The organism is Nocardioides sp. Root151, from assembly GCF_001427925.1.
Lineage (GTDB): Bacteria > Actinomycetota > Actinomycetes > Propionibacteriales > Nocardioidaceae > Nocardioides.
In genome coordinates this window covers 893,857-916,342 of record NZ_LMGG01000007.1, presented here as the reverse complement: position 1 = coordinate 916,342, position 22,486 = coordinate 893,857, and the positions used below count along the sequence as shown (strand labels likewise).

The following is a 22,486-nucleotide window of genomic DNA, read 5'->3' as shown; positions in this document are numbered from 1 at the left end:
CCAACAACGAAAGGCTCACCTCATGCGCATCCTCGTGGTCAACGTCAACACCACCGTCTCGATGACCGACGCGATCGTCGCCTCGGCCCGGTCCGTCGCCTCCTCCGGCACCGAGATCATCGGCCTCACTCCCTCGTTCGGTCCCGACTCCTGCGAGGGCAACTTCGACAGCTACCTCGCCGCGGTTGGCGTGATGGACGCGGTCGCCCGCTACCAGGGCACCTACGACGCCGTGGTGCAGGCCGGCTTCGGCGAGCACGGCCGCGAGGGTCTCCAGGAACTCCTCGACGTGCCGGTTGTCGACATCACCGAAGCAGCCGGCCACGTCGCCTCCCTGCTCGGCCACAGCTACTCCGTGGTCACCACCCTCGACCGCACCGTGCCCCTGATCGAGGACCGGCTCAAGTTGGCCGGCCTCGACGCCCGATGCGCATCCGTGCGCTCCAGCGGGCTGTCCGTCCTCGAACTCGAGGAGGACCCCGAGGCCGCCGTGAAGGCGATCACCACACAGGCACAGCGCGCGGTCCAGGAGGACAGGGCCGAGGTGATCGTGCTGGGTTGCGGCGGCATGGCCGGTCTGGACCACGCCGTCAGGGCCGCCACCGGCGTGCCCGTCGTCGACGGCGTGACCGCCGCCATCAAGCTCGCCGAGGCCCTGATCGGGCTCGGCCTTTCCACCAGCAAGATCCGGACCTACGCCACCCCGCGAACGAAGCGACTCAGCGGCTGGCCACTCGGTGCCGTGCATGAGGTCAGCTGATCACCCGGTGCAGTTCGGCGGCGAGGGCGGGGACACGCTCTCGGGTGACGCGGGCGGACGGGCCGGCCACGGAAACCGCCAGCGGGAACGGCGCGGACGGCACGGGTACGGCGACACAGCGCGCGCCGTACTCCTCCTCCTCGTCGTCGAGGGCGAAACCCTGGCGGCGTACGACGCGAACGGCGGCGACCAGCTCCGAGACTGACCCGACCGTGTGTGAGGTCGACCGAGCCAGGCCGGTCCGCGAGGCGAGAGCAGTCACCTCGTCGTCGGCCAGCAGCGACAACAGCGCCTTCCCCACGGCCGAGCAGTGCGCCATCGTCCGGCGGTGCACCTCGGTCGAGGAGCGCATCGCCTGTGACGACTGGACCTGCGCGACGAAGAGCACCGTGTCCCCGCACAGGGTCGCGGCGTTCGCCGTCTCACCGGTGGCCTCGACCAGCCTGGCCAGCCAGGTGGAGACGTCGGGAGCGATCGGCAGCATGGCCGCACCACCGAGGGCGACCAGACGCGGGCCGAGGCGATAGCGCCGGTCGGATCCCTTGTAGAGATAGCCCGCCTGGCACAACCCGCCCAGCATCCGGTGCGTCGTCGAGACCGGGATCCGACAGAGTGCCGCGAGCTCCGAGAGCCCCAGGGGCTGGCCGGCGTCGGCGAGGTGCTCGAGCAGGCCGAGCGCGCGACCGATCGACTGGACCGGACCGCTGGGCGCGGCTGCCTCGGCGCTCACGTCAACCGGCCTTTCGGACCAGGTCGCGCTGCACCCGGGCCACTCGACGCGCGAGCGACTCCTCGTCCACCGTGGCCATCCGCCCCTGCTCGACCACGGGACGGCCGTTGACCAGCAGCAGCTCCAGCGGCGGGGTCGACCCGAGCACGAGCGCCGCCACCGGATCATCGATGCCGGCATGGGCAAGCGTGTCGAGCCGCCACACGGCGAGGTCCGCGAGCTTGCCGACCTCGAGGGACCCGATCTCGTCCTCACGGCCGAGGATCCGGGCACCGTCGAGGGTTGCCATCTCCAACGCGGCACGTACGCCGAGCGCTCGCGGCCCACCACGCGCCCGAGCGAAGAGCACCGCGTGCCGCGCCTCCTCCAACAGCGACCCGGCTTCGTTGCTGGCCGCGCCGTCGACACCGAGGCCGACCGGCGAGCCGGCCTCGCGCAGGTCGGCGGCGCGGGCGATTCCGGCACCGAGGCGGGCGTTGGAGCTCGGGCAGTGCGCGACGCCGGTCGCGGCCGCCCCGAGCCGCTTGACCTCGGCGTCGTCGAAGTGGATGCCATGGGCGAACCACACGTCGGAGCCCGACCAGCCCAACTGCTCGGCGTACTCCAAGGGCGTGCAGCCCCGCTGCACCTCGCACCACTCGGTCTCGTCGACGGTCTCGGCGAGATGTGTGTGGAGCCGTACGCCGCGGTGTCGGGCCAGATCGGCCGAGTCACGCATGAGCCCTTCACTGACCGAGAACGGCGAGCACGGCCCGACCGAGATCCGCAGCATCGACTCTGGCGACGGGTCGTGCCAGCGCGTGATGGCGGCATCCGTCGCGGCGAGGATCTCGTCACGCTCCTGGACCACCGAGTCCGGCGGCAGCCCGCCGTCCTTGCGGCTGAGGTCCATCGAGCCGCGGGCCGGGTGGAACCGCAGCCCGACCTCCTCCGCAGCCACGATCGATGCGGCGAGCGGGTCGCCGCCCTCACGCGGGAAGACGTAGTGGTGGTCGGCTGCCGTGGTGCAGCCGGTGAGCGCCATGCGGGCCAGGCCTGCCTGGGTCGCCACGTGGACGGAGGTCTCGTCGATGCCGGCCCACACCGGGTAGAGCGTGGTGAGCCACTCGAAGAGCGTCGCGTCGGCGGCCAGCCCGCGGGTGACCCACTGGTAGAGGTGCTGGTGCGTGTTGACGAAGCCCGGGGTGATCAGGCAGCCGCGGCCGTCGGCGACCCGGGCACCTGGGTACGACGGCGCCGGGCCCGGGCCGACGTCGACGATGCGCGAGCCCTGCACCACGACGTACCCGTCGGCGATCTCGCGCCGTGAGCCGTCCATCGTGACGATGGTCGCGCCCTCGATGACGGTGCTTCCCGAGGGGGCAGTGCGTGCGGAACTGGTGAGCTGCATGGCCTGTCTCCCGATGAGTCGTGGGTGGGATTCCAGTGAACCCGCGCACGTCCGGCGCGGTAAGTCACAGCGGGCACGAACCAGGGCCACGAAGCGGCCGACGGCTTGGAGCAATCTCCAAGCCGTCGGTCGGATTGACGTCAGTCCGCGTGACGGATGTCGTCGTCGAGCCGGTCACCGAAGCCGTCGCGCCGGTCTTCCGACGCGGCGAAGACGGAGGCGCCCGACCTGTTGCCGGCGGTGACCTCGTTGAACAGGTAGTTCAGGACCACCGCGACGACGGCGGTGGCGCTGATGCCCGAGTGCATGATCACGCCGAACCACTCCGGGAACGCGTCCCAGAAAGTGGGGGCGGCGATCGGGATGATGCCGACCGCGACGGCGACCGAGACGATCACCATGTTGAGGTTGTCCTCATAGCTGACCCGCGACAGCGTGCGGATGCCGCTGGCCGCGACCGAACCGAAGAGCACGATGCCGGCGCCACCGAGCACGGGATACGGGATCGCCGCGACGACGGCACCGACCACCGGGAGCAACCCGAGCAGCAGCAGGACCAGCCCACCCGTCGCGACGACGAACCTGCTCTTGATGCCGGTCAGCGCGACCAGTCCGACGTTCTGCGCGAACGCGCTGCACGGGAAGCTGCCGAAGAGCGGTGCCACTGTCGTGGCGGCCATGTCGGCGCGCAGCCCCTGTGCGACCCGCTTCGAGTCCACCTCGGTGTCGACGATCTCGCCGATCGCCAGGATGTCGGCAGTGGTCTCGGTCATGATCACCAGCATCACCACGGTCATCGACACGATCGCGCCGATCTCGAACGTCGGTGTGCCGAAGTGCAGGACCGAAGGCGCGGCGAACGGCTTCGCGTCACCGACGGCCGAGAAGTCCGCACGACCGGCCAGCGCCGCGATCACTGTGCCGACCACGAGACCGAGCAGGATCGAGAGCCGCGACACCGCGCCCTGGAACAGTCGACTGATCACCAGGATGATCAGCAGGGTCAGGCCGGCGTACCCGATGTTGGTCATCGACCCGAAGTCGGACGCCGTCTCGTCGTTGCCCATCGCCCAGCGGAACGACACCGGCATCAGGGAGAGCCCGATGACGGTGATCAGGCTGCCGGTCACCACGGCCGGGAACAGTCGCACCAGCTGGGCGAAGAACGACGAGAGCAGCAGGCCGATCACGCCGGCGACGATGATCGCGCCGAAGACCGGCCGCAGCCCGTCCTCACTCGCGATCGCGACCATCGTGGAGACGCTGGCGAACGAGATGCCCTGCACGATCGGCAGCCGGCTGCCGAACGGCCCGAGGCCGAGGGTCTGCAGCAAGGTGGCCAGCCCGGAGACGAACAGTCCGGCGGTCACCAGCAGTGCCATGTCAGAGGCCGACAGCCCCGCCGCACCGCCGACGATCAGCGGCGGCGCGATCACGCCGCCGTACATCGTCAGGATGTGCTGGGTTCCGTAGGCGAGCAGCTGCCCGGGTGGGTGCCGCTCGTCCTCAGGACGCGTGGAAGCAGGCGCGGTCGTACGACGGCGGAAGTTCATCGCGCACCTCAGCAGAAGCCGGGCAGGCCGAGCCAGGCATTGCCCGCGTCGGTGGCGTCGTCACGGATGACGGAGGCCTCGATCAGGCCGTAGGGGCGGTCGGCGGCGATGAAGACCTCGCCCGGGTTCTCCAGGCCGAACGGCGCCAGGTCGACCGTGAAGTGATGCTTGTTGGGCGCGGAGAACTTGATCTCGGCGATCTCGGGGTGCTGCTCGAGCACGGACTCCCCCATGCCGTAGAGCGTCTGCTGCAGGGCGAGGCTGTGGATCTCGGCGAACCGCTGGAGCAGCAGGGCGCGCACTGCGTCGTACGACTTGTCCCAGTCGACGTCACCGCGGGCGACGAACGCGGCGTCGTAGCGCCAGCGGGCGACCAGCGAGGTGGCGAGGATCCGGTCGTGGGTCTCGGGGAGCGTCGTGTACTCGTCCTTGAGGTAGCCGAAGAACTCCGACCCGGTCGACTTGAGCACGGTCAGGTCCTTGAACCCGGAGACCACGTGGGCGATCCGGTCGTCACCGCGGCCGTCGACGTTGACCGCGGTGGTGCGGGTGCCGCCGCCGGTGCGGACGAACGCGTGGTCGTGGCCAGAGCCATCGACGGGGATGCGGTCCCAGGCGTACTCCTCGACCTCGACCTTGGCGCCGTCGACGGCGGGGGCCGCGTCGATGAAGCGGTCGGCGAGGGCGAGCGCGTAGTCCTCGATCGCGCCGACGCCCTTCTCCTTGGCGAAGGCGAAGGCGGTGTTCTTCTGGGTGTCGGTGGGCAGTACGTCGCCCTGGTCGCCACTGATGTGCGCGTCCTCGAAGCGGCCGCGCAGGGCGGACGAGACGTTCAGGTCGCGGATCTGGTGGCGCGCGGTGTCGCGGTAGATGCGGACGACGCGGCTCTCGGCCTTGCCGTACTGGTTGGGGCCCAGGCGAATGGCCATGGGATCAACTCCCTCGGTAGGTGGAATAGGCGAACGGGCTGAGCAGGAGTGGGACGTGGTGGTGCAGGGTCGCGTCGGTCAGCGCGAAGGTGACGCCGACCTCCGGGAAGAAGCAGTCCTGGCCGGTCGCGGCGGCGTAGGCCGCGACGTCGAAGACCAGCCGGTAGGTGCCCGGCTCGACCCGGTCGGGTCCGAGCTCGGTGGCGCGTCCGTCGTCATCGGTCGCGGCCTCGGCGAGGACGACGACCCGGTCGCCGTCGAGGTGCTCGAGCCGCAGGCGACAGCCGGCGGCCGGGCGCCCGAGGGCGGTGTCGAGGACGTGGGTCGTGATGGCGCTACTCATCAGTCGAGGACCTTTCGCAGACGGAGGAGGGCGATCTTGCGCAGCTCGTCGGCGACCACGGACGACTCGGTCGCGTCGTCGTGCTCGAGCCTGCTGCGCAAGGACTTCAGGATCTCCTCACCGGACAGTCCGGTGGCACAGATCAGGAAGACCCGGCCGAAGCGGTCCTCGTAGGCCCGGTTCCCGTCGGCCAGCGCCCGCTCCGTGTCGGTGTCGCGGGACACCGCGGCCTGCTCGGCCCGGGACCAGGCGGCCTCGGTGCCGGCGCCCTTGGCCCGCTCGCCGATGCGCGGGTGTGCGGCCAGTGCGCGGTCGACATCGGCCGGCGTGAACGCGCGGGCGGCGCGGTCGGCCACGGCCTCGAGCGCGTCGCTGTCGGCGTACGGCCTGCCGGCGAGCACCGCGTCGGCCCAGGCCGGCACGTCGGCGCAGGCGAGCAGGTGCGGACGAACGTCGGCCGCAGGCAAGGTGTTGAGCTCCTCGAGCTTCACCGTCCACCTACTTTCGTGATGCGGAATGTGTTTTCCGTCACGATGAGCGTGGCACGGCGTCGGCCGCTACGTCAACAGTTTGTTGAAATTTCTGGTGGTCGAACTTTCGGCCTCACGCTCATCGGGACCGGTTCAGGTAGTTGTAGACGGTGAACCGGCTGACCCCGATCGCCTCCGCGATGGTCTCGGCGGAGCGGCGGTAGGCGAACGCGCCCCGCTCCTCGAGCACGCGCACCGCGCGTTGCTTGTCGGCCCGGGACAAGTCGGCAAGCGGCAGACCGCGCTCACCGGCGATCTCCGCGGCCACCTCGTCGATCAACGCGGCCAGGTCGCCCGCGGACTCCGTGCCCGAAGCCGCCCCCGACGACTCAGCTGACGAGGTGCCGGACGGCGCGTCCGCGCTGGCGAGGCGCACGCCGGCCACGGTCTCCCCCTCCCACACGAGAGGGACGTCGCCCTTGCGCAGCTTCGCCGGCTCGACCACCTCGGCGTCGAGGCGGGCCAACAGCGGCGCCACCGCNGCAGGGGGTGGCCCGCCGCGGACTCAGCCATCGGCGGGCTCGACCTGCAGGGTGACCCGGGTGGCGCCGTGCGAGAGTGCCGAGCGGAGCACGTCGGCCAGCGCCTGCACCACCTCGTCGGCGTCGCCGCTGACGGTCGTACCCAAGGGCCCGAACTCGCACTCGAGGCCGGCATCCTCCACCGCCTTCAGCGCGACCACGGCATGCTTGGGCGGCTTCCCTTCGCCATGGAAGGGCTCGGTGGTGAACTCGGCGACGAGGCGCATGGAAGCAGGCTACTCGCGGATCGGGAGCGCCGCGGCTGCAACCGGGTGGTGCTCCGGGTGGTCGACGTGATGCCCGGGAACGTGGAGCTCCTCCGGCTCTGGCACGTCGTCGGTGACCACGATCTCGCCGTTCAGCACCGCGTGCATCCGCTCGACGTCGAGCTGGCCCTCCCACTTGGAGACCACGAAGGTGGCGACGCAGTTGCCGAGCAGGTTCACGAAGACCCGCATCGAGTCCATGATCCGGTCGGCGCCCAGCAGCACCGCCACCGCGGCGACGGGATAGGCACCGATCGCGGTGGCCGTCGCCGAGAGCGCCAGGAACGAGGATCCGGGGACGCCGGCCATGCCCTTCGAGGTCAGCATGAGTACGCCGACCATGGCGAGCTGATCCATCAGGGACATGTCCACGCCGACCGCCTGTGCCAGGAAGATCGAGCAGATGGAGAGGTAGATGGTGGCGCCGTCGAGGTTGAACGAGTAGCCGGTCGGCACGACCAGGCCGGTGGAGGCGGGCGAGTTGCCGGCGTTCTGCAGCTTGCTCATGATCCGCGGCAACACGGCCTCGGTGGAGGCGGTGCCGAGCGCGAGGGCGAACTCCTCACGGGCGTACTTGATGAACTTGAACAGGTTGAGACCGACGTACAGCTTGGCGATCGCGGCGAGCACCAGGGCGAAGAGCACCGCGGCCAGGTAGCAGGCTCCGATCAGCTTGCCGAACGAGGCGAGCGACTCGATGCCGTACTGGCCGATGATGAACGCCATCGCACCGAACGCTCCGATCGGGGCGACCTTCATGATGTAGCCGACGAGCGTGAACAGCACGTGGCTGAACTGGTCGATCAGCTCGAGGATCGCCGAGCCCTTGCCGGTGTCGTTGACCTGGGCCAGGCCGATGCCGAACAACACCGAGAAGAAGAGCACGGCGAGCAGTTGGTTGTCGGCGAAGGCGCCCAGGACGCTCTCCGGGATGATGCCCATCAGGAAGTCGACGGTGTGCGGCAGCTCGCCGCCTGCGGTCTTCTCGGCGAGCGCCTGCTCGCCGCCGGCCAGGGTGTCCGGGTCGATGTTGAAGCCCTGCCCGGGCTTGAGCACGTTGGCGATGACGAGGCCGAAGACCAGTGCGAAGGTCGTCACCAGCTCGAAGTAGATCAGCGCCTTGAGGCCGATCCGGCCGACGGACTTCACATCGCCCACGTGGGCGATGCCGGTGACGACCACGCAGAAGATCAGCGGCGCGATGATCATCTTGATCAGCTTGATGAACCCGTCACCCAACGGGCGCAGGTCGGAGCCGAAGTCCGGGAAGAAGTGTCCGACCGAGATGCCCGCGACGATCGCGACACCCACCTGGAGGAACAGCGACGTGTAGAGCGGCTTGCGCTTGGCCTTGGTGGTTTCCGAGGTGGCGACGGATGACATTGCGAGCCCTTCATTGAATTCCGCATTGTGGAACTAACTTTCCGTGTGTAGAAAAGTGTGTCCCCGCTCACACGGACGTGTCAAGGGTTCGCGGCCTCTTATCGCGATCCGGACACGCAGAACGCCCGCCCTGCCGGAACGAGGTCCGGAAGAGCGGGCGTTGTGCAGGGCGTCGTACAGGAGCGGGCCGGATCAGGCCGGCACGGACCTCCTGGCGAGGCGCGCGAGGCCCTCGAGGTCGACGCCGATCAGCTTGTCGATCTCGGTAGCCCCGACGGCACCACACTCGAGCCCGCGCAGCACGAAGGCGGCCAGGGCAGCGGCGGTCGCCGGCTCGTCGAGGTAGCCCGAGTCGCCCCCGTGCACGTAGGCGCGGAGCCGGTCGGAGGCAGCGACCAGGCCCTCGCGATAGAACGCGTAGGTGGCCACGAAACGGCTCGGCAGCTGGGCCGGGTGCAGGTCCCACCCCTGGTAGATGCCGCGGGTCAGCGAGCGGCGTACCAGCCGGACGTGGAGACGCCAGGCCGCGCGTACGGCGTCGCGGTCCCCCACGGGCAGCTGGTTGGTCGAGCCGTCGGAGACGAAGACACCGGTCCCGGCGGCCGCGACCTGCATGACGTCCTTGGCGTGGTCGGCGACCGGGTGCTCCATGCTCTGGTACGCCGCGGCGACGCCCAGCGAGGCGGAGTAGTCGTAGGTGCCGTAGTGGAGACCGGTCACCCGTCCGACGCCGGCGTGGATCATCTTCGCCACGAGGGCGGAGCCGTCCGGCCCGAGGATCGCCTGCGGGGTCTCGACCTGGATCTCGAAGCGCAGCGACCCGGCGGGTACGCCGTGGGCGGACTCGATCGCGTCGAGGGCGGCCACCATCGCCGACACCTGGTCGACTGACGTCACCTTGGGCAGCGTGATCACGAAGCCGTCGGTGATCGCGTCGGCGCCGGCCAGCTCGCCGACGAAGAGGTCGAGCGTGCGCAGGCCGCGGCGACGCGTCGGCGCCTCGAACGACTTGATCCGCAGGCCGTGGTACGGCGAGGCGGTGCCGGCCTTGACGGTCACCGCGAGGGCCCGGGCCGCGGCGATGACGGCAGCGTCCTCCTGCTCGTCGGGGCGGTTGCCGTAGCCGTCCTCGAAGTCGATCCGGAGGTCTTCGATCGGCTCGCGGTCGAGCTTGGCGCGGACCCGGTCATAGACCTCGACGGCCAGGCTGGGCCGCAGCTCGAGCGCCTCGGCCAGTTCCATGACCGAGCGGCCGTGCTGGGCCAGCACGGTCTTGGCCTCCTCGCCCCACTGGGTGACGGTGCCGGCGTCGAAGCGGTCACCCGGGACGTAGACGGTGTGCACGGGCTGTCGGGTGCCGCGGTCGCCGGGGAAGCAGGCGAGCAGCTCGGCGTCAGCCGCGGCCAGCCTCTGGTCGAGGTCGTCGGCCAGGTCGTCGAAGGCGCTCACGCCGACACCACCGCGTCGTACGCCGGCAGGGTCAGGAAGTCGACGAACTCGTCGGCCAACGCGACCTCCTCGAAGATGGTGCGGGCCTCGGCGAAGCGGTTGCCCTCAGGAGCGTCGGCCAGGATCTTGGCCTGCTCCTGGTCGAGCACCTCGCGGACCAGGGCGGCCGTGATCACGGTGCCGTCCTCGAGCTTGGACTCGTTGTGCACCCACTGCCAGATCTGCGAGCGGGAGATCTCGGCGGTCGCGGCGTCCTCCATCAGGTTGTGGATGCCGACGGCACCGAGCCCACGGAGCCAGGCCTCGAGGTAGAGCAGGGAGACCTCGACGTTGCCGTGCAGTCCTTCGCGGGTCACGCTGCCCGGCGTGGCCTTGAGGTCGAGCAGGTCGGCGGCCGAGACCTCGACGTCCTCGCGCAGCCGGTCGAGCTGGTTCGGCTTGTCGCCGAGCACCCGGTCGAAGATCTCGCGGCACACCGGGACCAGGTCGGGGTGGGCGACCCAGGAGCCGTCGAACCCGTCGCCGGCCTCGCGCTCCTTGTCCTCACGCACCTTCTCGAACGCGCGGGCGTTGACCTCCTCGTCCTTGCGGCTCGGGATGAACGCCGCCATGCCGCCGATCGCGAAGGCGCCGCGTCGGTGGCAGGTCCTCACCAGCAGCTGGGCGTAGGCCCGCATGAACGGCGCGGCCATGGTCACCGAGGCGCGGTCGGGCAGCACGAAGTCGGCACCGGAGTCGCGGAAGTACTTGATGATGCTGAACAGGTAGTCCCACCGGCCGGCGTTGAGACCGGAGGCATGGTCGCGCAGCTCGTAGAGGATCTCGTCCATCTCGAACGCGGCCGGGATGGTCTCGATCAGCACCGTGGCGCGGACCGTGCCGTGTGGAATCTCCAACGAGGCCTGGGCAAACGTGAACACGTCGTTCCACAGGCGGGCCTCGAGGTGACTCTCGGTCTTCGGCAGGTAGAAGTAGGGGCCGCTCCCCCGGGCCAACAGCTCGGCGGCGTTGTGGAAGAAGTAGAGACCGAAGTCGACCAGCGCACCGACCACCGGCCTGCCGTCGACGAGGAGGTGCTGCTCATCAAAGTGCCACCCACGCGGGCGCATCACGATGGTGGCCAGTGGCTGGTCGTCGCGCAGCTCGTAGGTCTTGCCTCCACCGGCTGCGGTGAAGGAGATCTGGCGCCGGATGGCGTCGTACAGGCTGACCTGGCCGCCGACCACGTTGCTCCAGTGCGGCGTGCTGGCGTCCTCCATGTCGGCCAGCCAGACCCGGGCGCCGGAGTTGAGCGCGTTGATGGTCATCTTGCGGTCGGTGGGGCCGGTGATCTCGACGCGGCGGTCCACGAGGTCGGCCGGCGCGGGTGCGACCTTCCAGTCACCCGCGCGGATCTCCGCCGTCTCCGGGAGGAAGTCGAGCGTGCCCGTGCGCGAGACCTCCTCGCGTCGAGCCTTGCGGGCGGCCAGCAGCTCGTCGCGACGGCCTCCGAACCTGCGCTGCAACTCGGCCACGAAGGCGAGGGCTTCAGCGGTGAGGATCTTCTCCCCGCCGTCGACCTGCTCTCCCGACACCTGGATGTCGTCGGTCTTCTCCATCACTGCTCCCTCACTCACTTAAGGCTCTCCACTTCCTGGGCTGCCGCCTGCACGCCCGCCGCGACGGCGGGGGCGACAGCGGGGTCGAACACGGACGGAACGATGTAGCTCGCGTTCAGTTCGTCGGGATGCACGCAGTCGGCGATGGCGCCCGCCGCGGCGAGCATCACCTCGTCGGTGATCTCGCGTGCGGCTGCATCCAGCATGCCCCGGAACAGGCCGGGGAACGCAAGCACGTTGTTGATCTGGTTGGGGTGGTCGGACCGTCCGGTCGCGACGATCGCTGCGTGCTCGTTGGCGGCCACCGGATCGACCTCGGGGTCGGGGTTGGCCAGCGCGAAGACGATCGCGTCGTCGGCCATGGTGGCGATGTCGGCCCCGTCGAGCAGGTTCGGCGCCGAGACCCCCACGAAGACGTCGGCGTCGGCCAGGGCTGCCTTGAGGCTGCCGGTGAAGCCGTCGACGTTCGTGTGGTCGGCAATCCAGCGGCGGTCGGGGTCGAGGCCCTCCTGCCCGCTGTGTACGGCGCCGCGCCGGTCACAGGCCACGATGTGCCGCGCGCCCTGGGCGTGGAGCAGCCTGATGATCGCGTGGCCGGCGGCACCCACACCGCTCACCACGATGCGGACCTTGTCGAGATCCTTGCCGACCACGCGCAGCGCGTTGGTGAGCGCGGCGAGTACGACGATCGCCGTACCGTGCTGGTCGTCGTGGAAGACGGGGATGTCGAGCTCGGCGCGGAGCCGGCGCTCGATCTCGAAGCACCGGGGGGCGGCGATGTCCTCGAGGTTGATGCCGCCGTAGGAGACCGCGATCGCCTTGACGATCATGATGATCTCTTCGGTGTCCTGGGTGTCGAGGCAGACCGGCCAGGCGTCGACGTCGGCGAACTGCTTGAACAGCGCCGCCTTGCCCTCCATCACGGGGAGCGCGGCGCCGGGGCCGATGTTGCCGAGGCCGAGCACGGCCGAGCCGTCGGTCACCACGGCGACGGTGTTGCGCTTGATGGTGAGCCGGCGCAGGTCCTCCGGGTTCTCGGCGATCGCCATGCAGACCCGCGCGACGCCCGGCGTGTAGGCGCGCGAGAGGTCGTCGCGGTTCTTGAGCGGGACCTTGGGAACGACCTCGAGCTTGCCGCCGAGGTGCATCAGGAAGGTGCGGTCACTGACCTTGCGCACCTTGACGTCGGGCACTGCAGCGAGGGCCTTGGTGATGGCGTCGACGTGTGCGACGTCGACGGCGTCGCAGGTCAGGTCGACGACGAGCCGGTCGGCGTGGGACTCGGCGACGTCGAGCGCGGTGACCGATCCGCCCGCCCCTGCGACCGCGGCGACGAGGCGGCCGGTGGCCCCCGCGGAGGACGGAGTGTCGACACGGACCGTGACGGCGTATCCAGGACTTGGGGTAGCCAACGTTCTCGACCTCTCAGCGGTAGGTATTTCGCATTACGGATACTAGTATCTACCTAGTGGAACTTCAACCCACCACTTCCCACAAATTTCCCGCTACACTTCCACCATCCGGAAACCTTATTGAGGAGCAGAGCACGTGGCAGAGAAAGAGCCGAAGGTCCGCGCCGGGGGCGTGCAGTCGATCGAGCGGGCCTTCGGGTTGCTCGAGATGATGGCCGACGCGGGCGGGATGATGGGACTCTCCCAGCTCGCGACGGCGTCGGGACTGCCGTTGCCGACGATCCACCGACTGGTGCGCACGCTGGTCGACCTCGGCTACCTTCGCCAGGAGCCCTCCCGGCAGTACGTCCTCGGCCCGCGCCTGATCCGGCTCGGTGAGAGCTCCTCCAACATGCTGAGCACCTGGGCCCGCCCCCACCTCGCGGCACTGGTCGACGAGCTTGGTGAGTCGGCCAACCTCGCGATGCTCGACGGCGACCAGATCGTGTACGTCGCCCAGGTCCCCTCCCGGCACTCCATGCGGATGTTCACCGAGGTCGGGCGCCGCGTGCTGCCCCACTGCACCGCGGTAGGCAAGGCGATCCTGGCCGACTTCCCCGACACCCAGGTGCGCGACCTCTTGCGGCGTACCGGCATGCCGCAGCACACGGACAACACGATCACCGACCCCGACGAGTTCGCCAAGCAGCTCGCGCTGGCCGCGAAGAACGGCTACGCCATGGACGAGGGCGAGCAGGAGATCGGCGTGCGCTGCGTCGCCGTCTCGGTGCCCGACGTACCCACCCGTCTGGCCCTGTCCGTCTCGGGCCCGGCCCAGCGGATGTCGCCGGAACTGGTCGATCGCGCCGTGCCGCTGCTCGTCCAGGCGGGCAAGGCGCTCAGCGTCGACCTCAACTGACGGCCACGGGTCGGGCGGCTCCCCCCGGATGCGGCATACTTTGCCGCGCGGATCGGGGGCTGCCTCCGGTCCGCATGCCCCCGTAGCTCAGCTGGATAGAGCAAGTCACTTCTAATGATTAGGTCGCAGGTTCGAATCCTGCCGGGGGCGCTTTCTGACCTGCCCGACAGGTCAGCCGATCGACCGGGCCATCCGGGTGACCGCCCCGGTGAGGATCGCGCGTGACGTGGCGAAGTTGATCCGCACGTGCCCACGCCCTCCGGCACCGAACACGTGCCCGGAGCTCAGCGCCACGCGGGCGTGGTCGAGGAAGTGTCGGGCCGGACCGGCCAGGTCGGAGACCACCGCCAGGTCGCCCTCGACGTTGTCCTCGGAGTCCGGCGCGTCCAGGCCGAGTGGACGACAGTCGACCCAGGCCAGGTAGGTGCCCTCAGGACGCAGGAACCCGACCTGCGGCAGGTGCTCGGTCAACAGGTCGCCGAGCAGTGTGCGGTTCTCGTCGAGGCCGACCAGGAGCGCGTCGAGCCAGTCGCCGCCGTGCCGGAAGGCCGCCGCGTGAGCAATGATGCCGAGGTGGCTGGGGCCGTGGCTGACCTCCTCAGGCATCCGGGCCAGGTCGTCGACGGCCTCGCTCCCGGCGATGACCAGGGCAGCCTTGAGGCCGGCCAGGTTCCAGCCCTTCGAGGCCGACATCAGGGAGAACGCGTCGTCCGAGCCCGCCACGGTGAGGTACGGCGTGAACTCCGCGCCGGCCAGGATCAACGGGGCGTGGATCTCGTCGACGATCACGCGCACGCCGTGCTGCCGGGCGAGGACCGCGATCGCCTCGAGCTCGGCACGCGTGTGCACCGCACCGGTGGGGTTGTGCGGGTTGCTGATCAGGTACGCCGCCCGTGGACTCGTGGTCCGCACCTGGCGGAACACCTCCACGAGCGCGTCGAGGTCGACCCGCCCTGCCTCGGTCAACGGTGACTCGACGACCTGGCGGTCGGCATGGGTGAGGAACGCGTAGAACGGCGCATAGACCGGCGCGTTGACGATCACCGGGTCGCCCGGTTCGGTGACCAGTCGCAGCACCTCGACGATGCCCAGCATCACGTCGGGCACGATCGCCGTACGGTCGACCGGGAAGTCCGACCAGCCCCAGCGCTTCGCGGCGAACTCCGCGAGGGCCCGTGCGAGTCCGTCGCCGAACGGGTAGCCGGTGTCACCCAGTTCGACCGCCCTGTGCAGCGCTTGCGCCACCGGCTCCGCGAGCGACACGTCCATCTCCGCCACCCACAGCGGGAGCACGTCCGCAGGATGGCTGTTCCACTTGAGGCTGGTCCGTTGCTGCAACTGCTCGCGCGACAGGGCCTCGAGCGGGTTCGGCACCGGCGCCATGGCGTCAGCCCCTCAGCGCGGCGGCGTGCCGGTCGATCTCCGCGGAGAGCTCGGCCTTCACGATGCTCGGGGCGTACGACGCGTCGACGGCAGCCCGCGCCAACGAGGCCACGCCGGCCTGGTCCAGGTCGAGCAGGTCGGCGGCGATCTCGTACTCCCGGTTCAGTGTGGTGCCGAACATCGGCGGGTCGTCGGAGTTGATCGTGATCGTCACCCCCGCGTCGCGGAACTTCGTGATCGGGTGCTGGTCGAGCGACTCGACGGCCCGGGTGGCGATGTTGGACGACGGGCACACCTCGAGAGGAATCCCCTCGGCAGCCAGGTGGGCCAGCAGCTCCGGGTCCTGCGCCGACGTCGTGCCGTGGCCGATCCGCTCGGCGCCGAGCACCCGCACGGCGTCCCAGACCGTCTCGGGCCCGGTGGTCTCGCCGGCGTGCGGCACGCTGTGCAGCCCGGCGGCACGGGCGGCGTCGAAGTGCGGCTTGAACTGCGGGCGTGGCACACCGATCTCGGGTCCGCCGAGGCCGAAGCCGACCAGCGAGTCGGTGCGGTGCTCCAGCGCGTAGGACAAGGTCGCGTCGGCGGCGGGGATGCCGCTCTCCCCCGGGATGTCGTAGATCCAGCGCAGCACCAGCCCGAAGTCGCGCTCGGCCTTGCGCCGCGCCTCCTCGATCGCCTCGGTGTAGGCCTCGATCGGGATGCCGCGGACCACCGAGGTGTAGGGCGTGCACGTCAGCTCGGCGTACTTCACGTTCTGCCCGGTCGACATCTCGCGGGCGATCTCGTAGGTCAGCAGCTCGACGTCCTCCGGCGTGCGGATCAGGTCGACCACCGCGAGGTAGACGTCGATGAAGTGCGCGAAGTCGCGGAACGCGAAGAACTCCCGCAACGCCGCCGGGTCGCTCGGCACCGTGCCGGGGTGGCGCTCGGCCAGCTCGGCGACGATGCGCGGCGAGGCCGACCCGACGTGGTGCACGTGCAGTTCCGCCTTGGGCAGCGCGGTGATGAAAGCAGCCAGATCAGTCACCCGCGCAGTCTGCCAGCGCAACCGGCCAAGCCCCAAGCCGTCAGCGTTGCGCCTTGGCCAGTCGGTCGCGGCCACGGGCACAGATCTCGATCACCTTGCGATCATCGGCAGCGCCGGTGCGGGCGTCGTACAACCGCGACGCCTTGTCGTAGTCGTCGAGGGCGAGGTTCCACAACGGCAGGGCGTCGTGATGGTCCATGCTCTCCGCGTCGATCGCGGCACCGAACGCGGCGAGGTCGGCCTTCGCCCGGTCGGCCAGGGTCTTCTCGCGCGCCTCGCCGGCCGCCTCCTCGATGCCGCGCGCCCTGCGTCGGCGCTTCCACCAGCCCGCGACGGCCCGACCGCGGAAGCCCACGAAGAGCAGCACCAGCACGGCCACCACGGCGACGAAGACCCAGCGCAGCACCAGGACCTTCGTGCTGGCCGGCTCCTTCGAGCCACCGGTGTCCTGCGACGAGAGCTCGGGCTCCTCCCAGATCTTGGCCATCTCCTCGTCCATGCGCTGCGCGCCCGTGCGGGTGGTGGTCATCTCCACGAGTTCGACGAACTTCTCCTGGGGAGTGCCGTCGAGGTCCTTCTCGACGACGCTGAGCGCGTAGATCACGTCCTTGTCGAGCGACGAGTCGTAGGCGCCGTACTCGGGAATCGTGTCGGGCGTGAAGACCAGGGTCATGCCCACCCGCTCGTCGTCCTTCTTGAAGCGGGCCAGCTCAAGGTTCGATGCATGGAGGTCGGGCGACCCCTTGGCCGACTTCGGCAGGTCGTTGAGGATGAGCACCCGGGTGCGGATCTTCGCGTCGGCCACCAGCGCACGGATCTCGTCGACCTGGGCGCGGGTGAAGCCGGTGCCCGGCTCCACAGTCACGTCGGGCTCGGCCGGCGCGGCGTACGACGGCGCGGTCACTCCCCCACCGACCAGCCCCCAGCCGACCAGGGCCAGCAGCAGCACGATCACGGCCTTCATTCCTTGAAACCCTTCAGGTAGGAACGGTCACGGCGCGCAGACCAGCGGATGAGTTTCATCAAGTACCACAGGGGAACCGCGAAGGTGAGACCCATGAAGCTCCCGAGCATCACGGGACTGTTCGCCCATCCGGACTCGTCGTCGCTCCCCTTGACCTGCTCCTGAACGGAGTGATCGGTGTCCCGGATCATCGCCCGGACGCCGAGCTCGGACGTGTCGCCGGTCTGCGGATACAGGTAGATTGACTCGTCGTCGTGGCCGCGCACGTGGTGCTGCGCCACGACGCCAGTCTGGTCCAGCAGCAGGTAGATGCCGACGCGGTCGGTGGCGTCGGCGATCCGTGCCAGGAGCACCTCCTCGCCCTCGAGGCTGTAGCCGAACCTCGGCGAGGCGACGAGGAAGATCGGCGACGTGCTCCCGGCGATCTCGTCCCGGACACCACTGGTCTCCAGGCTGGACCACACCGTGTCGCGCAGCACCGGGTCGACGTACACCGACTTCTCGCGCAGGGCAGCCGCCGCTTCCTCCTCGTACGGTGTGTGCACCGTGACGTCCGCGACCGACTCATCTGCATACGGATCCTGGTAGACGTCCTGCGAGTTGAAAAGCACGATGATCCAGACCATCGACGCGATGAAGGACCCTACGACCAGGTACCACTTCAGCATGTGGATCTTGATGCTCCTGACACTCATCGCGCCTCCAGTGACGCGAGGAGCGCACGTTTGGCCCAGCGCTCGTCGAGCGCGCCGTAGCCGGTCGTGGTCCACACGTCCTCGGACTCGTAGTAGGCGCGGACGGTGCCGTCGTCTCCGGTGACCATCAACGACTGCGGAGCCTTCCCGTCGGTGACGCCACGGGCACACGGCTTGCAGCAGGGCAACGAGACCGAGCGTCGCTTCACCGAGGTGGTCGCCGGGTGCAGCGGGTGGAAGAAGCAGCGTGAGCTTCGCGCGCCTGCCAGGGCGGCATGGCCGTCCTCGACCAGGAGATGCACGCCGACCCGGTCGCGGTCTCGGGCGGAGTCGACGTACTTCGCGGCCGCGTCGAGACAGGCCTGCGCCTCGTCGTACGCCGGGTTGCCGGGTCGTACGTCGGAGCTCGAGATCGCCTCGGCGAGACGGGTGACCTGCTCCTCGAGGGCGAGCGGAGTCAGCGTGGCGATCAGGTCGTCCGGCGTGCGACGCGGCCCGGCGGCGACCCGGCTGGAGAGTGATCCGCGCGGCATCTGCCAGGTCTTCCAGACGAAGAGGCCGACCGCGCCGACCAGCACGCAGGCCGCCGAGACGAGCACCCACGGGGAGTTGAATTCGTCCTCGAAGTCCTCCGACGGTGGCTCGGGTGCCCGCGCGGTGTCGTCGAACAGGGACGTGTCGCCGGAGAGCTCGGCCACCAACTCCTGCGGGCTCGCGCCGTCGGCGTCGGCCACCCGCAGGTAGACCCACGCCTCGGCGACCGCGGACAAGGAGAGGTCACGATCGGCGTCCGAACCGGCCGCCTCGATGCGGCTGACCACCGCGTCGGCACGGTTCTCCCACGCCCGGACGCTCTCCGCGGCCCGTCCGGGAAGATGGCTCACCGACCTCAGGGAGCCGTCCTCGGTGAGCAGCGCCACGCTGCGCGGCGGCAGGTCGAACAGCTCGAGCAGCTCGGCGTCGTTCTTCACCACCACGTCTTCCGGATCCGGCCAGGCACCCGGTATCTCCGACCACAGCGCCACACTGACCGGCACCGGCAGGTCGGCCTTGCGCACGCCGGCCTTGAGTCGTGTGCGCCAGAGGTCGGCGTCGCCCATGGCCGCCGCCGGCTCGAGGTAGACGCCGGTGGCCTTCAGGTCTGCCGGCATGGTGGTCGACCTGTCGTCGGCGTACGACGGCGCGACGGTGGCCAGCACCACCCACAGCGAGGCGAGGAGCGCGGCCAGGGCCCGGGGCAATGTCACGCGCGGATGCTAACCGCTGCAGGGCCCTGGCAAACCCGGCGGTGGTGCAGCGTCAGCGCAGCAGCAGGAGCCAGGCCCCCACGGCCGCCGGCACCAGTCCGACCAGCAACCACGGCGAGAGCATGCTGTGCTGGTTGATGGTCAGGACCCCGGCAAGTGTGACCAGGCCGACGACGGCGGCGATGACCAGCAGCCCCGGCTCGGCGCCAGGGCGTTCGGCGACTCCCGCGAGGAAGCAGAGCCCGGCGGCGAAGATGAAGCCCACCGTGGTGAGCAACGCCGACATGACCCATCGCTGGACCCGCTCGACCTTCATCAGCCGGCGTCGATCCCGGCCATCACGTTGGCGAGCAGCTCGTCGATGCTGTTCCCGGTGACCGGGTCGCCGTCGACGAACACGGTCGGGGTGCTGTTCACCCCACGCTTCGACGCGGCATCGCTGGCATTCACCGCCCACTGGCCGAACTCGCTGGTCTCCACGCCACGGCGGATCTGGCCCTCGTCGGCCCCGGCCTCGACGGCGAGGTCGATCAGGTCGTCGTCACTCGGGTAGGGGCCGCTCTCGGACGGCTGGTTCGCGAAGAGCAGGTCGTGGAACTTCAGCGCCACCTCGCCGCCCGACGCGTCGAGCACGACACCGAAGGCGTTGAGCGCTCGGCCGGAGTAGTCGTTGATGAACGCCATCGGCCGGTAGATCAGGTAGGCGTCACCGTCGGCCGCGGCCTGCTGCAGCTGCTCGTGCGAGGCCTCCTCGAACTGCATGCAGAACGGGCACTGGAAGTCCTCGAACACCTCGACCTTCACCGGTGCGTCCGGGTCGCCGACACCGAGTCCGTAGGTGTCGGTGATCGCCGGAGCGCCCTTCGCCGGGGCGGTCGACGACGTTCCCGGCGACGGGCTGGTCGTCGTACTCGGGGTGCTTCCCGAGCTGGTCGAGTCGCCCGGGGTCTTGGCGTCGTCGCCGGTGGTGTCGCGGTTGGCCTGCACCGCCCAGCCGATGCCGACGATCAGCAGCAGCACCGCCGCGATGGCGCTGCCGATGAGGACGTTTCGCTTTCCGTTGCTCCCGGAGCCGGAGGAAGACGAGGTGTTCGTGTTGTACGGCGAAGGCATGCGAACCATTCTCTCAGGGGTTGAACAGGAGGTTGTCGACGGCGAGGCGGGTGCGGGCGCGCCACACCAGGAGCGCCGAGGCCAGGAGGAGCCCGACGTCGCGGGCGATCTCCCACGGGTAGTCGTCGGTGGCGTTGGAGGAGTAGCCACCACCGCCGAAGCAGCCGCACTCGATCTGGAGCCCGCGGCTCCACGCCGAGGCGATGCCGAAGATGAACGCCGCGAACAGCAGCACCGAGAGCAGCGCCATCGGCCGCGTGAGCAGGCCGATGACCAGGCACACCCCGACGACGACCTCGACCAGCGGCAGCACGTGTCCCACGGTCGGCACCACGGACTCGGGCAACAGGTCGTAGGCCCGCACGGCGCGCACACTGGCCGCCGGGTCGGGCAGCTTCAGGGCGCCGGCGACGATCCACACGCCCCCGACGACGAGGCGCGCGAGCAGACCGACCCATCCCAGCATGCGACAGACAGTAGGCCGGGCACCTGAGACGAGACTGAATCGGCCTCTGGCGCTGTGGCCGCTAGTGTCGTGCGGGTGAACGAACGACTTGTATGGATCGACTGCGAGATGACCGGGCTCGACCTGGGCGCCGATGCGTTGATCGAAGTGGCCGCCCTGGTGACCGACTTCGACCTCAACGTGCTCGGTGACGGCATCGACCTCATCATCAAGCCCACCGACGCTGCGCTCGCGCAGATGAACGAGTTCGTGCGTGACATGCACACGAAGTCCGGGCTCCTCGAGGAGCTCAAGGACGGCATCACGATGGCCGAGGCCGAGCAGCAGGTGCTGGCCTACATCAAGAAGCACTGCCCCGACGGCTCACGGCCCCCGTTGGCCGGCAACACGGTCGCCACCGACCGCGCCTTCCTGGCCCGCGACATGGTCGAGCTCGAGGCCTTCCTGCACTACCGCATCGTCGACGTCTCCTCGATCAAGGAGCTGTCGCGCCGCTGGTTCCCGAAGGCGTACTTCTCCTCGCCGCCCAAGCGCGGGAACCACCGCGCCCTGGCCGACATCCAGGAGAGCATCGAGGAGCTGCGCTACTACCGCGAGGCCGTCTTCGTGCCGGCTCCGGGCCCGGACAGCACGGCCGCCAAGGAGATCGCCAACCGCCACGGTGGCTCGCTCACCGGGTTGGGCGACCCCGATTCGCAAACCACCCCCTGACTACGGCTACACTTCTCTCCGGTCGCGCCGCTCCGGCGTCGCGCCCATGGTGGGTATAGCTCAGCTGGTAGAGCGCCGCCTTGTGGTGGCGGATGTCGCGGGTTCAAGTCCCGTTACTCACCCCAAGAGATCGAGCCCCTGACTGCGTGCAACGCGGTCAGGGGCTCGGTTCATTTCGGCGTCGATTGACCCGGCTTGATTTGCCTGACTAAAGTCAGAGAATGCTCTCCGCCGTCGAAACGCTCCGTCATTTCAACCGCGCCTGGTCGCAGCGCGTCGGCGTGCTCGATGAGTCGTTCCTCGGCTCCGGCCGGCCACTCGGCCCCTCGCGGCTCCTCTTCGAGATCGGCAGTACGCCGGGCGGCGCGGTCGTCCGCGACCTTCGTGACCGACTGGGTCTCGACAGCGGTCACCTCAGCCGCCTGCTCCGCCGTCTCGAGTCCGAGGGCCTGGTCGCGATGGAGCCCGATCCCCACGATGCCCGGCGTCGCGTCGCCACGCTGACTCCAGACGGACGCGCCACGTGGTCCGAGCTGGAGGACCGCTCCGACGAGCTCGCCCGGCGGATCGTCGAGCCGCTGACCGAGCGCCAGGGCACCCGGCTGGCCGAGGCACTGGCCACGGCCGAGCTGCTGGTCCGCGCCGCGACCGTCGACATCTCCCCCGTCGACCCCGCCTCGCCCGAGGGCCAGTCGGCGATGGTCTCCTACTTCGCGGAGATCGACCGGCGCCTCGAGTCGGGCTTCGATGCCGGTGATGCCTCTGCCTCCGATGCGGCGACGCTTCGTGCGCCGTACGGCGTGTTCCTGCTGGCCCGCAGCGAAGGACGTACGGCGGCGTGCGGTGGCGTCCGCGACCTCGGGGACGGCATCGCCGAGATCAAGCGCATGTGGGTCAGCGAGGACTGGCGCGGCGCCGGACTCGGCGGCCGGATGCTCCGCGAGCTCGAGGCCAGCGCGCGCGACCTCGGCCACACCACCGTGCGCCTCGACACGAACGGGACCCTGGTCGAGGCGATCGCGATGTATGACCGGGCCGGCTACTCACGCATTGAGCGTTACAACGACAACCCCTACGCCCAGGCCTGGTTCGAGAAACGCCTCTGACGGGTGGCGAAT

24 protein-coding genes and 2 tRNA genes are annotated in these 22,486 nt (G+C 69.6%); 6 read left to right on the top strand and 20 right to left on the bottom strand.

Annotated elements, in window-relative coordinates:
- The first annotated feature begins 22 nt into the window (after nucleotides 1-22).
- Nucleotides 23-760 carry an aspartate/glutamate racemase family protein gene (locus ASD66_RS21925; protein ID WP_056892218.1) on the top strand — a complete coding sequence of 246 codons (738 nt, stop codon included), beginning with the start codon at nucleotides 23-25 and terminating at the stop codon, nucleotides 758-760.
- Here the strand turns inward: ASD66_RS21925 and ASD66_RS21920 are convergent.
- The 12 genes from ASD66_RS21920 to ASD66_RS21865 all read right to left on the bottom strand — a co-directional run bounded on the left by ASD66_RS21920 (nucleotide 753) and on the right by ASD66_RS21865 (nucleotide 12,864).
- Nucleotides 753-1,490: an IclR family transcriptional regulator gene (locus ASD66_RS21920; protein ID WP_056892217.1), complete on the bottom strand. Its 738-nt coding sequence runs from the start codon at nucleotides 1,488-1,490 to the stop codon at nucleotides 753-755. The genes ASD66_RS21925 and ASD66_RS21920 overlap by 8 nt on opposite strands.
- A 1-nt stretch (nucleotide 1,491) precedes the next feature.
- Nucleotides 1,492-2,880 carry an 8-oxoguanine deaminase gene (locus ASD66_RS21915; protein WP_056892216.1) on the bottom strand — a complete coding sequence of 463 codons (1,389 nt, stop codon included), beginning with the start codon at nucleotides 2,878-2,880 and terminating at the stop codon, nucleotides 1,492-1,494.
- 140 nt (nucleotides 2,881-3,020) lie between these two features.
- Nucleotides 3,021-4,433 (bottom strand): nucleobase:cation symporter-2 family protein, encoded by a 1,413-nt coding sequence (locus tag ASD66_RS21910; protein ID WP_082599659.1) that lies wholly within the window; start codon nucleotides 4,431-4,433, stop codon nucleotides 3,021-3,023.
- Between the two features lie 8 nt (nucleotides 4,434-4,441).
- The gene (gene pucL / locus ASD66_RS21905; protein WP_056892215.1) at nucleotides 4,442-5,362 is read right to left on the bottom strand and encodes a factor-independent urate hydroxylase; all 921 of its coding nucleotides are present in this window, start codon (nucleotides 5,360-5,362) and stop codon (nucleotides 4,442-4,444) included.
- Between the two features lie 4 nt (nucleotides 5,363-5,366).
- Nucleotides 5,367-5,705 carry a hydroxyisourate hydrolase gene (gene uraH, locus ASD66_RS21900; RefSeq protein ID WP_056892214.1) on the bottom strand — a complete coding sequence of 113 codons (339 nt, stop codon included), beginning with the start codon at nucleotides 5,703-5,705 and terminating at the stop codon, nucleotides 5,367-5,369.
- Nucleotides 5,705-6,196: a 2-oxo-4-hydroxy-4-carboxy-5-ureidoimidazoline decarboxylase gene (gene uraD / locus ASD66_RS21895; RefSeq protein WP_082599658.1), complete on the bottom strand. Its 492-nt coding sequence runs from the start codon at nucleotides 6,194-6,196 to the stop codon at nucleotides 5,705-5,707. The genes uraH and uraD overlap by 1 nt, the downstream gene beginning before the upstream one ends.
- Nucleotides 6,197-6,314: 118 nt before the next feature.
- On the bottom strand, nucleotides 6,315-6,503 hold the full coding sequence (locus tag ASD66_RS25455) for a helix-turn-helix domain-containing protein (RefSeq protein ID WP_235530225.1): 189 nt from the start codon (nucleotides 6,501-6,503) through the stop codon (nucleotides 6,315-6,317).
- Between the two features lie 237 nt (nucleotides 6,504-6,740).
- Complete coding sequence (locus ASD66_RS21885) at nucleotides 6,741-6,983, bottom strand: thiamine-binding protein (protein ID WP_056675552.1); 243 nt, start codon at nucleotides 6,981-6,983, stop codon at nucleotides 6,741-6,743.
- Between the two features lie 9 nt (nucleotides 6,984-6,992).
- The gene (dctA, locus tag ASD66_RS21880) at nucleotides 6,993-8,405 is read right to left on the bottom strand and encodes a C4-dicarboxylate transporter DctA (RefSeq protein ID WP_082563464.1); all 1,413 of its coding nucleotides are present in this window, start codon (nucleotides 8,403-8,405) and stop codon (nucleotides 6,993-6,995) included.
- 192 nt (nucleotides 8,406-8,597) lie between these two features.
- Nucleotides 8,598-9,854, bottom strand: a complete 1,257-nt coding sequence (locus ASD66_RS21875) for a DUF6986 family protein (protein WP_056892211.1) — start codon at nucleotides 9,852-9,854, stop codon at nucleotides 8,598-8,600.
- On the bottom strand, nucleotides 9,851-11,452 hold the full coding sequence (aceB, locus tag ASD66_RS21870; RefSeq protein ID WP_056675545.1) for a malate synthase A: 1,602 nt from the start codon (nucleotides 11,450-11,452) through the stop codon (nucleotides 9,851-9,853). Before aceB ends, ASD66_RS21875 begins: the two co-directional genes overlap by 4 nt.
- Nucleotides 11,453-11,466: 14 nt before the next feature.
- Nucleotides 11,467-12,864, bottom strand: a complete 1,398-nt coding sequence (locus ASD66_RS21865) for an NAD-dependent malic enzyme (protein ID WP_056675543.1) — start codon at nucleotides 12,862-12,864, stop codon at nucleotides 11,467-11,469.
- Nucleotides 12,865-13,000: 136 nt separating this feature from the next.
- Between ASD66_RS21865 and ASD66_RS21860 the strand changes: the two genes are divergently transcribed.
- Both ASD66_RS21860 and ASD66_RS21855 read left to right on the top strand, forming a co-directional pair.
- Nucleotides 13,001-13,762, top strand: a complete 762-nt coding sequence (locus tag ASD66_RS21860; protein ID WP_056675540.1) for an IclR family transcriptional regulator — start codon at nucleotides 13,001-13,003, stop codon at nucleotides 13,760-13,762.
- Between the two features lie 76 nt (nucleotides 13,763-13,838).
- Nucleotides 13,839-13,912, top strand: a tRNA-Arg gene (locus ASD66_RS21855).
- A gap of 21 nt (nucleotides 13,913-13,933) precedes the next feature.
- On the opposite strand, the gene ASD66_RS21850 is transcribed toward ASD66_RS21855, so the two are convergent.
- From ASD66_RS21850 to ASD66_RS21815, 8 genes are read right to left on the bottom strand one after another with little or no spacing between them, the layout of a single operon-like run.
- Nucleotides 13,934-15,145 (bottom strand): MalY/PatB family protein, encoded by a 1,212-nt coding sequence (locus ASD66_RS21850; protein ID WP_056892210.1) that lies wholly within the window; start codon nucleotides 15,143-15,145, stop codon nucleotides 13,934-13,936.
- 4 nt (nucleotides 15,146-15,149) lie between these two features.
- The gene (locus tag ASD66_RS21845; RefSeq protein ID WP_200950162.1) at nucleotides 15,150-16,163 is read right to left on the bottom strand and encodes an adenosine deaminase; all 1,014 of its coding nucleotides are present in this window, start codon (nucleotides 16,161-16,163) and stop codon (nucleotides 15,150-15,152) included.
- Nucleotides 16,164-16,212: 49 nt separating this feature from the next.
- Nucleotides 16,213-17,136 carry a hypothetical protein gene (locus ASD66_RS21840; protein WP_056892209.1) on the bottom strand — a complete coding sequence of 308 codons (924 nt, stop codon included), beginning with the start codon at nucleotides 17,134-17,136 and terminating at the stop codon, nucleotides 16,213-16,215.
- Nucleotides 17,133-17,831, bottom strand: coding sequence for a hypothetical protein (locus ASD66_RS21835; protein WP_056675531.1), 699 nt, complete (start codon nucleotides 17,829-17,831; stop codon nucleotides 17,133-17,135). The genes ASD66_RS21840 and ASD66_RS21835 overlap by 4 nt, the downstream gene beginning before the upstream one ends.
- A complete protein-coding gene (locus ASD66_RS21830) occupies nucleotides 17,828-19,078 on the bottom strand; it encodes a hypothetical protein (protein WP_156388843.1) in 1,251 nt (416 codons plus the stop codon). The genes ASD66_RS21835 and ASD66_RS21830 overlap by 4 nt, the downstream gene beginning before the upstream one ends.
- A gap of 52 nt (nucleotides 19,079-19,130) precedes the next feature.
- On the bottom strand, nucleotides 19,131-19,394 hold the full coding sequence (locus tag ASD66_RS21825) for a hypothetical protein (protein WP_056675525.1): 264 nt from the start codon (nucleotides 19,392-19,394) through the stop codon (nucleotides 19,131-19,133).
- On the bottom strand, nucleotides 19,394-20,191 hold the full coding sequence (locus ASD66_RS21820) for a DsbA family protein (RefSeq protein ID WP_056892207.1): 798 nt from the start codon (nucleotides 20,189-20,191) through the stop codon (nucleotides 19,394-19,396). Before ASD66_RS21820 ends, ASD66_RS21825 begins: the two co-directional genes overlap by 1 nt.
- Nucleotides 20,192-20,204: 13 nt before the next feature.
- Nucleotides 20,205-20,657 (bottom strand): MauE/DoxX family redox-associated membrane protein, encoded by a 453-nt coding sequence (locus tag ASD66_RS21815; RefSeq protein ID WP_056675517.1) that lies wholly within the window; start codon nucleotides 20,655-20,657, stop codon nucleotides 20,205-20,207.
- Nucleotides 20,658-20,732: 75 nt separating this feature from the next.
- On the opposite strand from ASD66_RS21815, the gene orn reads away from it, so the two are divergent.
- The 3 genes from orn to ASD66_RS21800 all read left to right on the top strand — a co-directional run bounded on the left by orn (nucleotide 20,733) and on the right by ASD66_RS21800 (nucleotide 22,474).
- Nucleotides 20,733-21,368 carry an oligoribonuclease gene (orn, locus tag ASD66_RS21810; RefSeq protein ID WP_056679032.1) on the top strand — a complete coding sequence of 212 codons (636 nt, stop codon included), beginning with the start codon at nucleotides 20,733-20,735 and terminating at the stop codon, nucleotides 21,366-21,368.
- Between the two features lie 49 nt (nucleotides 21,369-21,417).
- Nucleotides 21,418-21,493 (top strand) — tRNA-His (locus ASD66_RS21805).
- 96 nt (nucleotides 21,494-21,589) lie between these two features.
- Nucleotides 21,590-22,474 carry a helix-turn-helix domain-containing GNAT family N-acetyltransferase gene (locus ASD66_RS21800; RefSeq protein ID WP_056892206.1) on the top strand — a complete coding sequence of 295 codons (885 nt, stop codon included), beginning with the start codon at nucleotides 21,590-21,592 and terminating at the stop codon, nucleotides 22,472-22,474.
- Nucleotides 22,475-22,486: the final 12 nt, after the last annotated feature.